Origin of the sequence: Myxococcus sp. CA023 (genome assembly GCF_010998615.1) — a bacterium.
GTDB lineage: Bacteria > Myxococcota > Myxococcia > Myxococcales > Myxococcaceae > Myxococcus.
Genome location: NZ_JAAEAH010000022.1, coordinates 45,905 through 57,047, shown reverse-complemented (window position 1 = coordinate 57,047; position 11,143 = coordinate 45,905). Strand labels below are relative to the sequence as shown.

9 protein-coding genes are annotated in these 11,143 nt (G+C 70.5%); 6 read left to right on the top strand and 3 right to left on the bottom strand.

Going from position 1 to position 11,143, the window contains the following annotated elements; genetic code table 11:
• Positions 1–33 precede the first annotated feature (33 nt).
• The 3 genes from F8M74_RS12140 to F8M74_RS12130 all read left to right on the top strand — a co-directional run bounded on the left by F8M74_RS12140 (position 34) and on the right by F8M74_RS12130 (position 4,196).
• On the top strand, positions 34–714 hold the full coding sequence (locus F8M74_RS12140) for a hypothetical protein (protein WP_141255222.1): 681 nt from the start codon (positions 34–36) through the stop codon (positions 712–714).
• Positions 715–864: 150 nt separating this feature from the next.
• Entirely contained in the window at positions 865–3,279 is a 2,415-nt protein-coding gene (locus F8M74_RS12135) for an ABC transporter permease (protein ID WP_141255221.1), read from the top strand.
• Positions 3,280–3,425: 146 nt separating this feature from the next.
• A complete protein-coding gene (locus F8M74_RS12130; protein ID WP_141255220.1) occupies positions 3,426–4,196 on the top strand; it encodes a hypothetical protein in 771 nt (256 codons plus the stop codon).
• Between the two features lie 22 nt (positions 4,197–4,218).
• Here F8M74_RS12130 and F8M74_RS12125 read toward each other — a convergent pair whose 3' ends face one another.
• On the bottom strand, positions 4,219–4,965 hold the full coding sequence (locus F8M74_RS12125) for a pyridoxal-phosphate dependent enzyme (protein ID WP_216620194.1): 747 nt from the start codon (positions 4,963–4,965) through the stop codon (positions 4,219–4,221).
• 186 nt (positions 4,966–5,151) lie between these two features.
• Between F8M74_RS12125 and F8M74_RS12120 the strand changes: the two genes are divergently transcribed.
• The 3 genes from F8M74_RS12120 to F8M74_RS12110 all read left to right on the top strand — a co-directional run bounded on the left by F8M74_RS12120 (position 5,152) and on the right by F8M74_RS12110 (position 8,620).
• Positions 5,152–6,981: a HAMP domain-containing sensor histidine kinase gene (locus tag F8M74_RS12120; protein ID WP_141255218.1), complete on the top strand. Its 1,830-nt coding sequence runs from the start codon at positions 5,152–5,154 to the stop codon at positions 6,979–6,981.
• Entirely contained in the window at positions 6,978–7,694 is a 717-nt protein-coding gene (locus F8M74_RS12115) for a response regulator transcription factor (RefSeq protein WP_141255217.1), read from the top strand. Before F8M74_RS12120 ends, F8M74_RS12115 begins: the two co-directional genes overlap by 4 nt.
• Positions 7,695–7,861: 167 nt before the next feature.
• Positions 7,862–8,620 (top strand): energy transducer TonB, encoded by a 759-nt coding sequence (locus F8M74_RS12110; RefSeq protein ID WP_141255216.1) that lies wholly within the window; start codon positions 7,862–7,864, stop codon positions 8,618–8,620.
• 5 nt (positions 8,621–8,625) lie between these two features.
• Here F8M74_RS12110 and F8M74_RS12105 read toward each other — a convergent pair whose 3' ends face one another.
• Together F8M74_RS12105 and F8M74_RS12100 are read right to left on the bottom strand one after the other, a co-directional pair.
• Positions 8,626–9,744: a tetratricopeptide repeat protein gene (locus F8M74_RS12105; protein WP_141255215.1), complete on the bottom strand. Its 1,119-nt coding sequence runs from the start codon at positions 9,742–9,744 to the stop codon at positions 8,626–8,628.
• Between the two features lie 284 nt (positions 9,745–10,028).
• Positions 10,029–11,075 (bottom strand): PDZ domain-containing protein, encoded by a 1,047-nt coding sequence (locus F8M74_RS12100; RefSeq protein WP_228560254.1) that lies wholly within the window; start codon positions 11,073–11,075, stop codon positions 10,029–10,031.
• Positions 11,076–11,143: the final 68 nt, after the last annotated feature.

Genomic DNA, 11,143 nt, shown 5'->3' with positions numbered 1-11,143 from the left:
TTCATTCCCGAAGCCGGAAAGGAAGGCCGAACCATGACCGTCACCCGTGAGAGTCCGCGCGTTTCCGTCAACAAGCTGGGCCAGTACCTCACCGCGACGCCGTCACTGCGAAAGCGCATCATCCAGGGCCAGAAGCACCCGGTGGACCCGCAGTACCTGCGCTACCCCGCCGCCGCCCAGGCCATCATCGAGTTCCTGTGCGAAGGCCGGGACGAGGTCATCCTCCGCTACCACCAGCGGCGGCTCCTCAACGCCCAGCCGGAATCCGACTACGACGCGCACCGGTTGGCCCTGTGCGCGGAGGCGCTCCAGCGTTGCCTGGTGTCCGCGGGGGACCTGGCGACCCACGCGATTGCCAGCCCCGTGGACGCGGACCTGCCGCCGCTGGCGCTGGCGGGCGTGGACATCAGCGTGCGCCCGGACGTGCTGCTGCGCAGCGTGGATGCCCAGGGGCTGATGCGCTCCGGGCTGCTGAAGCTCTACTTCTCCAAGCACACGCCGCTGGACGAGCGCTCCGGGCAATACATCGCCACGGTGCTCCAGCGTTACGCCGAGGAGCGACTGGAGCAGCGCGGCCCGGTGGACCCGCGGCTGGTGGGCGTGTTCGACGTCTTCGCGGGCCGGCTCTTCCAGGCGCCCAAGGCCCAGCAGCGCCGAATGAACGACGTCCGGCTGGCGTGCGAGGAAATCGCCGCCCGGTGGGACGTCCACTGACGCGCCGGTGAGCGGGCGTCCCGTCCCGGGCCTGTTCGTTTCCGGGACAGGACTTCCCGCATCCGCGCACTCCCAGGGCGTGCGCCAGGGAGGCCACCCTCCACATGCCCAGTGGTTGCGCCCGCAAGGCGGTTGGCATGTCCTTCGCTCATGGCCGCAGCCATGGACTCGCTCCGCCAGGACCTCCGCTACGCGATACGCACCCTGACACGAACCCCCGGCTTCACGCTGGCCGCGGGCCTCACGCTGGCGCTGGTCATCGGGGCGAACGCCGTCCTGTTCAGCGCCATCCACGCAATGCTGCTGCGGCCCCTGCCCTTTCCCCTCCCCGAATCCCTGGTCCGTATCTGGTGCGTGCAGGAGTCGGTGAGCCACGCCTCGGTGGCGCCACCGGAGCTGCTCGGCTGGCGGGAGCATTCGAAGGGCTTCAGCCAGCTCGCGGGCTTCGGACGCACCAGCCTCAACCGGACGGGAACGGACGAGCCCGAGCGGGTGCGGGCGGCGCGCATCACCCCCAACTTCTTCTCCGTGCTGGGGGTGCAACCCGCGCAGGGGCGCGACCTGCGTGAAGAGGATGCGCCGCCCGGGGGTGACACCTCCGTGGTGTTGGTGAGCCATGGCTACTGGCAGCGGGCGCTCGGCGGCGTCCCGGACGTGGTGGGCCAGACGCTGGTGCTCAACGGCCGGAGCCACACGGTGGTGGGCGTGCTGCCGGAGGACTTCTCGTTCCCCGAGTTCGCCGAGGACACGGATGTGTGGGTCCCCGAGTGGCAGGACCCGCAGCGGCATGGCAACCACTACCAGTCGGTGCTGGGGCGGCTGGCACCGGGCGTCTCACTGGAGGCGGCCCGAGCGGACCTGGAGCGCGCGGCGCAGGGCATTGGCCACCCCGAGCCAGGGCAGAAGCGCCACACCGTGCGGGTGACGGGCTGGCAGGACCACCTCACGACGAACACGCGGGATGTGCTGTGGATGCTGTGGGTGGCGGTGGGCTTCGTGCTGCTCATCGCGTGCGCCAACGTGGCCAACCTCATGCTGGTACGCACGTTGTCCCGGCAGCGGGACGGCGCCATCCGGGCGGCGCTGGGCGCCAGCCAGGGACGGCGGCTCCAGCAGTCCCTGGTGGAGAGCGTGCTGCTGTCCCTCTTCGGCGGCGTGCTGGGGCTCTTGCTGATGCTGTGGGGCATGGAGCTGGTGCGCACCCTGCTGCCCGCCAGCATGCTGCGCGTGGCGCCGCTGGAGCTCAACGGCACCGTCCTGGGCTTCAGCGTGCTGCTATCGGTGGGCACCGGCCTGCTCTTCGGCCTGGCGCCCGCGATGCATGCGTCGGGGATGAACGTGCTGCCGCTGCTGCGGCAATCCGGCAGCGCCGTGGGCGCGCGCTCCGGGCATCCGCTGCGCAGCGCGCTCGTCATGGTGCAGCTCGCGCTCGCGCTGGTGCTGATGGTGGGCACGGGTCTCATCGTGCGCTCGCTGCAGAACATCCAGGCGGTGGACCCTGGCTTCGACGCGGAGGGGGTCGTCGCCGCGCAGCTGACGCTCGCCCCCGACGCGTACCAGGAGGACGCGCGCAAGCGGGCCTTCTTCGAAGGCGTCGCGGAGCGGCTGATGGCACGACCCGGGGTGGAGGCGGTGGGCTTCATCAACGACGCGCCGCTGGGGGGCTCGGGCTCCGGCGGGGACTTCTTCCTGGAAGGTGGCTCGGCCTCGCCCAGCGAGCGGTACTACACCGAGTACCGGGTGGCCTCGCCCGGCTACTTCTCCGCGATGCGCATTGGCGTGCGACAGGGCCGCGACTTCGGGCCCCAGGACACGGAGAAGAGCGCGCCCATCATCATCGTCAACGAGGCCTTCGTCCGGAAGTTCCTCGGTGGCGGGGAGGCCCTTGGCCGGCGGGTGCAGCTGAGCTGGTCTGAAGAGCAGCCCTTCCGGGAAATCGTCGGCGTGGTGGAGGACGTCCGTCACCAGACGCTCACGGAGCCCGCGGAACCCGAGAGCTACGTGCCCTTCGCGCAATTTCCCCTGCGGGCCATGACAATGCTGGTGCGCACCCAAGGCCCGTCTGCATCGGCGCTGGCCGCGCTGCGCGAGGAAGTCAAGGCGGTGGACGCCGAGCAGCCCATCTACGACTTGCTGCCCTTCACCGAGCGGGTGGAGAAAATCCTGCTCCGCCCCAGGGCCACGACACGGCTGCTGGCGGCCTTCGCCGTGCTCGCCGTCCTCCTGGCCGGTGTCGGCGTCTACGGCGTGCTGGCGTATTCGGTGAGCCAACGGACGCGGGAGCTGGGCATCCGGATGGCGCTGGGGGCCCATCCCCAACAGGTGCTGGGGCTGGTGCTCGGCCAGGGCCTGCGGCTGACCGCGGCGGGCGTGGGCGTGGGGCTCATCGCGGCCTTCGGCTGCACCCGCCTCATGGCGGCAACCCTCTATGGCGTGGAGCCCTTCGCGCCGGACATCTTCCTGGGCGTGGCCGTGGCGCTGTCGGTCATCTCCCTGGTCGCCTGCTGGCTGCCCGCGCTGCGGGCAAGCCGTGTCCCGCCGTCGGTGTCCCTGCGCGCGGAGTAGGCCTCGCGCCGGGGGCGGCCGGTGAGTGGGCATCCGGGCGGCCCTTCGGGGCCTCTCCGGGGCGATTTCCCTCCCGGCAGGTGGGCGGACGGGGCTGGACAGCACCTGATATGGAATAAGTCGTTCCAGCTTCCGTCGGAGTAGACGTGAACAAGCTCGCCAGCATCGCCGCCCTCTTCCTTGCCGCCACGGCGCTCGTGGTGGCCCTCTGGAGTCCACGTGAGACGGTGCAGGCTCCGCCCCCGTCCCCTCCGCCCGAGCAGCCCTCCAGCGTCGCCGCGGACGTCATCAACCTGGAGCGCCGGGTAAAAGCCCTGGAGGACACGTCCATCAGCCTGTCCCGGCGGCTGATGGAGGTGGAGCGGCGCCCCACGTTGACGGCGGATGGGAAGGTGGTGGCCTCTCCGCCGCCCGCGGCGCTCGCGGCGGAGGTGGAGCAACTGCGCGCCGAGGTGCGCGGCATGGTCGCCGGCGAAGCGCTGAACTCCGAGGGCGGCCGCGACTACCTCAAGGACGCGGTGCGCAACGTCCAGGACGAGATGCGCAACGAGCAGCGCGCCGAGCGGCAGCAGCAGTGGCAGCAGGCGCAGGTTCAGCAGCAGGCGCAGCAGAAGGAGCGCGTGCGCAAGTTCATCACCGACGCTCGGCTGAACTACACCCAGGAGCAGACGCTGACGCGCCGGCTGGAGGCGGAGTCCACCAAGCGCCAGGCGCTCATGGAAGAGGTCCGCGCCGGAACGAAGACCATGCGAGACATGCGCCAGGCGCTGCGCACGGAGAGCCAGCAGACCGACCAGGAGATGAACGCCATCCTCGACGAGGCCCAGCGCTCCCAGTACCAGTCGCTGCGCCGCGAGGACCGGAGCGTGGGTGGCCCCCCGGGCGGTCAGCGCGGTGGGCAGGGCCGCGGCCGCTGAAGCGCCGTGACGAAGGCCCCCGTCATTCGAATGGGGGCCTCGCGTTGTGGGAGATGACGAGCACCTCCTCTGGCCGCCGCTCCGAGCGCGCCCAGGCCAGCAGCGCGGCGAGCGCGTCCACCGCCTTCGCATCCGCCGTCTCCAGGGGCACATCCTCGCGGTACGGATAGAAGAGGTCCTTGGAGCCCAGGCTCTGCTCCGCCCAGCGCCGCCAGCCGGGCATCGTCCTGCCGGACGCGGGTTGCAAGCCCACCACCTCGTAGCCCGCGGCGGAGAAGGGCCGGTACAGCCCCGCGACGGTGGCGCCCGTGCCGAAGCCACACACCACGCAGCGCACGGCGGGATACACGTCCCGGACGATGTCGAGCAGGCGCGTGGTCCATGACTCCACGCTCTCCACCAGCGCGCCATTGGCGAGTTGCCGGGGCCAGAACCAGCCCTGGCGCTCGTAGTCCAGCGCCAGCTCCCAGGCCTGCGTGAAGCCGTGCACGGTGCGCACCTCCCCACCGAAGCCGTTGGCGCGCAGGTACGCGGTGCCCATCGTGTCCGTGAGGGCCACCACCGGCAGCCCGCGCTCGCGGCCCAGCGCATCCAGCGCCAGCGCCGACGACGCACCGGACAGCTCCACCAGGCCCTTCGTCTCCGCGGGCGCGGACTGGAGGTGATGGGAGAACGTCAGGTACTTCAGACTGCCCGCCGGAAGCGCTCCACCCCAGAGCACCACCGGCCCCCCCGGCCAGGGCCGTGACAAGGGAAACACGACGCGCATGCGTGAACCTCCATCCCCAACCTCCCCGGTGGGGACGTCCCACGCCAGCCGCGCGGCACGGGGGCTGTCCGGACGTGGACCCGAAGTCCGCCCGCTCACCGACCCAGGACACTCGCCCCGGCCAGGAGGCTGAAGTGAAAAGCCTCTGGGGGAAGGCGGCTGTGCGATAGTCAGCGGCGGCTCCACATGCTGCGCCGGCTCCTTCCTACGCTCGTCGCCCTGGGTTGTGGCCTCCTGGCCCTTGGCTGGGGGCTGGTCAGCCTCCAGCGCATCTTCAGCCAGGAGCGTGATGACGCCCACGCGCAGCTGCGCTCGCGCCGGGACGCGCTGGCCCACGCGGCCGAAGAGGCCCTGCGGCAGAACCTGGCGAAGAAGCTCGATGAGAGCATCCCCCCCCTCCACGCCGCCGTGGGAGACCCGCTCGAGCCCGGCGAGGGCTACTACATCAACTTCCGCGGCTACCAGTTCCTGCCGCGCCTCACCATCCCCATGCCGGGCACCGGAATGCCCGCGCGGGACGTGCATGCCCTGCTGGGCGCGAGGCTGAAGGATGGCGCCCCCGCGGGGGAATGGGAGCCCCGCCTCACGCGGCTGCGCGCGGTGGAGGCGGCGCTGGCGGCCCGGGACGCGCGGGGCGCGGCCACCCGCGTGGAGGAGCTGCTGCGCTACCACGCGGCGAACCGGCTGACACCGGAGCAGGAGCTGCCCTTCCTGCTGCTGGTGGTGGAGCGGCTCCAGCGCGGCCCTACCACCACGCCGCTGGTGCGGGCCCTGCTGCGCGAGGGCCTTCCAGAGGACCTGGGCGGCTTCGCCCGGGCGTCGGGGCTGCAGCGGGACGTGCTGCGCGAGCGTTCACGCTTCACGCAGGCGGACTTCGACTTCCTCCAGGCGCGCGTCGTCCGGGTGAGCGCCGCGCTGGGCGAGCCCACGAGCGACTTCCTGGCCCGAGTGGGCGAGGCGGGCGCGGGCATGCTGGTGATTCCCGAGGAGATCTACGAGCCCACCCTCCTGGGCGAGTCCTGGTACGTGGCGCTGCGCGGCGAGGCGGTGTACGGCATCGCGGTGGACCTGGAGGCGATGCTCCAGCCCATCACCCAGGACATGCAGGCGCGCGGCCTCTTCGACGCGACGGGGCGCCTGCGGCTGCGCGCGGGCGGCGCCGTCCTCCCTCTGAGCACGCTGAAGCTGGCGGTGGACATGCCACAGTGGGCGCGCCAGGAGGCGGACATCGACGCGCGCTACGGGCTGAAGACGCTGCTGGTGGCCGTGTGCGGAGGGCTCGCGGTGGCCATCGTCGCGCTCGCGGTGGTGGCCCAGCAGCGCAAGTACCGCTTCCTGGAGCTCAAGAGCGACTTCGTGGCCACCGTCTCCCACGAGCTGCGCACGCCCCTGGCCTCCATCCGCCTGCTGGGTGAGACGCTGGAGCGGAAGCTGGCGCAGGCACCGGAGGTGCGCGACTACCCGGCGCGCATCGTCCAGGCCGCGGACGGGCTGCACTTCCTGGTGGAGAACATCCTGTCGTTCAACCGCATCGACAAGGGCCGCTGGACGCTGCGGACCTCGCGCGTGCGGTTGGAGGAGCTCATCCACCCGTTGCGCGACGACCTGGCCATCGCGACCAACGTCCCTGTCCACATCACCTCGGACCTGGAAGGCGTAGAGCTGGAAGCGGACCCGGGCCTGCTGCGGATGTTGTTCTCCAACCTGGGCCGCAATGCGTGCGCCTACAACCGGAGAAGCCCCGTCGAAATCTCCATCCGCGCGCAGATGATTCCTGGCTACGGCTGCACGGTGCTCTTCCAGGACAACGGCATCGGCATCCCCGAGTCCGAATGGGAGAACGCCTTCCTGGACTTCTACCGGCTGACGGTGCCCGGGACGGAGGTCCATGGCAGCGGGCTGGGCCTTGCCCTGTGCCGCAAAATCATGAAGCTGCACCGGGGCGACATCCAGGTGGCCTCCTCGGGACCCGACGGCACCACCTTCGCGCTGATATTCAACGAGCCGGCTCGATGAACACCGCCACATCCACCCCGCCCCTCCGTCCCGCCATCCTCATCGTCGAGGACGACGCCCACCTGCGCGTCGGCCTCCGGGACAACCTGCTGGACGAGGGCTACCTCGTCGCCGAGGCCCCCAGCACCCGCGACGCGGAGCGGCTGCTGCAAGAGCGTGCGTTCGACCTGCTCATCCTGGACGTCATGCTGCCCGGCGAGGACGGCTACAGCTTCTGCCGCCGGCTGCGGACGCAGGGCAACAAGAGCATGGTGCTGATGCTCACCGCGCGCTCATTGGAGGACGACATCCTCAGGGGCTTCGAGGTGGGCGCGCAGGACTACCTCACCAAGCCCTACCGGCTGCGGGAGCTGCTGGCCCGGGTACGCGCCCTGGTGCGCCGCTCCGGCACGGCGCCGCCGGAGCAGATGGGCTTCAGCGGCTTCACCCTGGACCTGGGCCGGCGGCAGGTGTCGCGCGCGGACGGTTCGGTGGTGGAGCTGACGCGCACGGAGTTCGACCTGCTGGCCTTCCTGCTGCGGCACCAGGACCGGGCCCTGCCCCGAGGCGAAATCCTGGACGCCGTCTGGGGCCGCGACGTGGTGGTGGACCCGCGTACGGTGGACAACTTCGTCTCCAGCCTGAAGAAGAAGCTGGGGTGGACGAGCACCGCTGGATTCTCCATCCACACCATCCGGGGCGTGGGCTACCGCATGGAGGTCGCTTCGTCATGACACAACCGTGACGAAGCGATGGCCGACCCACCGCCATTCGAAGACGCCGACTCCGTAGGTTGACTCTTGCGTGGACAGGGCGCTCCGCAGCCACCCGTCCCCGTCGGTGCCGTCCGTCTTGCACGGCCGTCACCGGGAGCGCCAGACGCTGAGGGAGGCCATCCGGAATGTTCAATTCGGTCATCGAGCGGCAGCGGGCTGGACGTATTGGCACGGGCGTGTGGGTGTCCATCGCCCTGCATGCGGCCCTGTTCGGGGCGGTGCTCTTCATCTCCGCGAGGCCGCCGGGTCCCAGCGAGCCTCCGGAGCCGAAGGAGTTGGTGCTCCGCGTGGCGCAGCCCCCGCGCGTGGCGAAGGGCTCCCCCGCCCCGGCGCAGCCGAAGGCAGCCACCGCGTCACGCCCTCGCCCGCGCAACCGGGACCGCGTGCCCGCGCGCGTGCCGCCGCCGGTGGTGGATGCGCCGCCCAAGCCGGTGGAAGCGGTGGCGAGCACCGACACCAGCACCTCGACGGACGAGGTGGCGGACACGGGGACTGGCGTGCGGGGTGGGCATCCGGAGGGCTACGAGGATAGCAACGTGGTTGGCGTGCAGTACGTGCCCGGCCTGGGCCCTGGGCAGGAAGCCACGGGCACCGACATCATGCCCTTTGGTCAGGGCATGTCGCCGCCCAGACTGATGGGAAGCCCGGGCATCGAATACACGCACCAAGCGCTCGCCGCCCGCGTGGAGGGCACCATGATTGCCAAGTGCGTCATCACGGTGCGCGGCGACGTGACGGACTGCCGCATCATCAAGGGCCTGCCGCACATGAACGAGGCCGTGCTCGATGCGCTGCACAGCCGCCGCTACACCCCGGTGCAGTACCAGGGCCGGACGGTGAGCGTGTCCTACGTGTTCACGCTGCGGCTCAAGCTGCCCCGCTAGGGCGCTCAGCCCCCGTGGCCTCCCGCCGGTACCAGGACGTGCGTGAGCACGTACTTCTTGAGGCGCCGGCGGAGCTCATCCTCCAGGGTGAGCGCGATTTGAGGGTGGACGCGCGCGCCCACCTCGAACAACACCGCCTCCAGCAGCAGCCCCTCCTGGGCGATGGCGAAGAGGCGGTCCAGCGTGGGGTCCGAGGCATCCGTCTTGCCCTCCGCCTTCTGGCTCTCATGGACCGCCAGCGCCGATGCCAGGCACTCCATCTCCTCCACGGAGGTGAACTGCTCCTCGGTGGAGCCCGTCATCTTCGCCCGGTGTGACGGCTCGCCCAGCCACAGGGCCTTGCAGTTGGCGAACGCCAGCCAGGCAGGGTCGTGGTTGGGGTCGAACTGGATGGAGACGCCCTCCGCGTCGCGCTCGGCGTACCCGCGCGGAACAATGGTGTCACCGCGGATGACCAACCCCAGGTGCGCGTTGGTGCGGAAGAACTGGCGGATGACGGGGTAGCGCGGGCTCAGCGCCAGGCACTGCGCCCAGGCATCCAGCGCCTCCTCGAAGCGCCCCAGCTTCGCCAGGGCATTGCCCCGGAAGAACCAGGCACGGTGGTCATAGGGGTTGAGGGTGGTGGCGCGGCCGTAGTGCTCCAGCGCGGTGGCCGCGTCTCCGGCGAAGTAGTCCGCGTCACCCCGGAAGACCCACGCCACGTAGCACTCGGGACACAGGTCCGTGGCCTGGGCGTACAGCTTCGCGGCCTCGTCGTAGCGCTTCGCCTGGAAGTGGGGCTCGGCCTCATCGAGCAGGGCTTTCAGCCCGGCGGGCGTGGGCCACTCGCGGATGGTGCGGCGGCCGTCCTCCACCTCCACCTGGGGGACGTCAATCAGGGCCACGCGCTGAGGCCACAGCTGGTCGCCCCACCCGCCCGGGGGTGAGTCCTTGCCTTCGACCCGGTAAGCGACCTTGGAATCCTCCAGCACCTTCACGATTTCGGAGGGTGAGAGGTACGCCGGTGTCTCGTGCTCCGCCTGGGACGTCTCGGCGGCTTCGGGAGGCGCTGCTGGAACGGGCTTCGGCGTGGACGCGCACCCGAGGACCAAGGAACAGCCGAGGACGATGAAGAATGGACGCACGCGCGAGGGCCCCTTCGAAGGATGCGAGGACAACGGCCACCAGTCTATGCCCGGGAGTTCCTCCATCCGGAGCCTCGAAACACATCGACACGTCCCGAGCCTCCTCGGCAGGGAGATGTCCACCGCCAGGCAAGCACTCCGGAAGTGGCTTGAAAGGGCTCGCGGGGCTGGCGCGCCTTCGTTAGCAGGGAGCGCCCAGGCCCCGCACGTCCTCCTCGCGCCGCAGGTCCTCCTCCGGCTCCGTCAAGTCATCGTGAGCCGCATGAGCGCTCGCGACACCCGGCTCAGGGGTGCGCGCCAACGGTGAGGTCGATGACCCTGGCAGCCCCGGCGCGCAGCACCTTGGCGTGCACGGTCTGGCCCACACGTTCCGGAGGCATCTGCGCGACCAGGTCATCCACCTCTCGCAATGGCTGACCCTCGAGCGTGAGCAGCGTGTCACCCGGATGCAGCCCCGCCTCCTCGGCCGGGCCATCCGGCTCCACGCTCGCGACCTTGAGGCCGCTCTGGGTGCCATGGGCCTTCGCAAGCCTCTCCGGGAGCCGGACGGGGAAGGCCCCCATACCGAGGTAGCCGCTCGGCGCTTGTGCGGGCGCCTTCGTGGACGTGGCCTCGGTGCTGGGCGGCGACTTCTTCACCCCTGGCTTCGCTGCCCCTTGAGCGACCTCGCGCCTTGTGTCCTTCATCGCCTTGCGCGCGCCGCTCGCAACCCCACCGCCCTCGCGCGCTGCGCCCCGGGTCGCCTCTGAGAACGCGCGTGTTGCACCCTGGGCGCTCTTGGTGACCTCGTCGAAGGCGCGTGTTGCGTCCTGGGCGCCCTCGGCGACGTCTCGCGCCACTTCCTTCGCCCTCACCGCGGGCTTTCGCAGCGCTCTCTCCTTCACGTCGCGCTTGCGTGGCGCCCCCTGCTTCGGCCCTCCAGCCTTCTGCAGGCGCAGGCGCGTCGCGGCTGGGGGCCGCCCCACTCCACCATGGGTCGCCAGGAACATGCTCTCGCGCAATCGTTCTCGGAAGGCCTCGGCCCCTCCCGTCTTGCCCCCCTTCTCCGCCATCTTACGGAGCAGCCGCCCGGCGAGCAGTCCAATGCCCAGCAGCCCGAGGATGGAGCTCCCCGGCCTCGCCTTCAGCTTTTTTTGCGCGGCGTGGAGCCACTCCTCCATCGACGCTTCTTGGAGGTAGAGGGTGGTGTCCTGGAGAACGCGGATTCCCCCCTCGAGCACGGGCCGCGTCAGCACGGTTGGCAACCGCCTGGCCGCGACCGTGAGGAGCCTCGCTCCAGACTGCGCAACGTCGGCGATGAGCGCCTCGCGCTGCGCGTGGAACCGTTCCATTTCCTGCGCCTGTACATCCTGGGGGAGCGTCTCTTGCTGGACGCGCTTGCGCGTGTTCCCCCCGTTCG

Coding starts and splice junctions, on each gene's coding strand:
- F8M74_RS12135 (WP_141255221.1), top strand. CDS start 865: ATGGCCGCAGCCATGGACTCGCTCCGCCAGGACCTCCGCTACGCGATA.
- F8M74_RS12125 (WP_216620194.1), bottom strand. CDS start 4,965: ATGCGCGTCGTGTTTCCCTTGTCACGGCCCTGGCCGGGGGGGCCGGTG.
- F8M74_RS12110 (WP_141255216.1), top strand. CDS start 7,862: ATGTTCAATTCGGTCATCGAGCGGCAGCGGGCTGGACGTATTGGCACG.
- F8M74_RS12140 (WP_141255222.1), top strand. CDS start 34: ATGACCGTCACCCGTGAGAGTCCGCGCGTTTCCGTCAACAAGCTGGGC.
- F8M74_RS12120 (WP_141255218.1), top strand. CDS start 5,152: ATGCTGCGCCGGCTCCTTCCTACGCTCGTCGCCCTGGGTTGTGGCCTC.
- F8M74_RS12100 (WP_228560254.1), bottom strand. CDS start 11,075: ATGGAACGGTTCCACGCGCAGCGCGAGGCGCTCATCGCCGACGTTGCG.
- F8M74_RS12115 (WP_141255217.1), top strand. CDS start 6,978: ATGAACACCGCCACATCCACCCCGCCCCTCCGTCCCGCCATCCTCATC.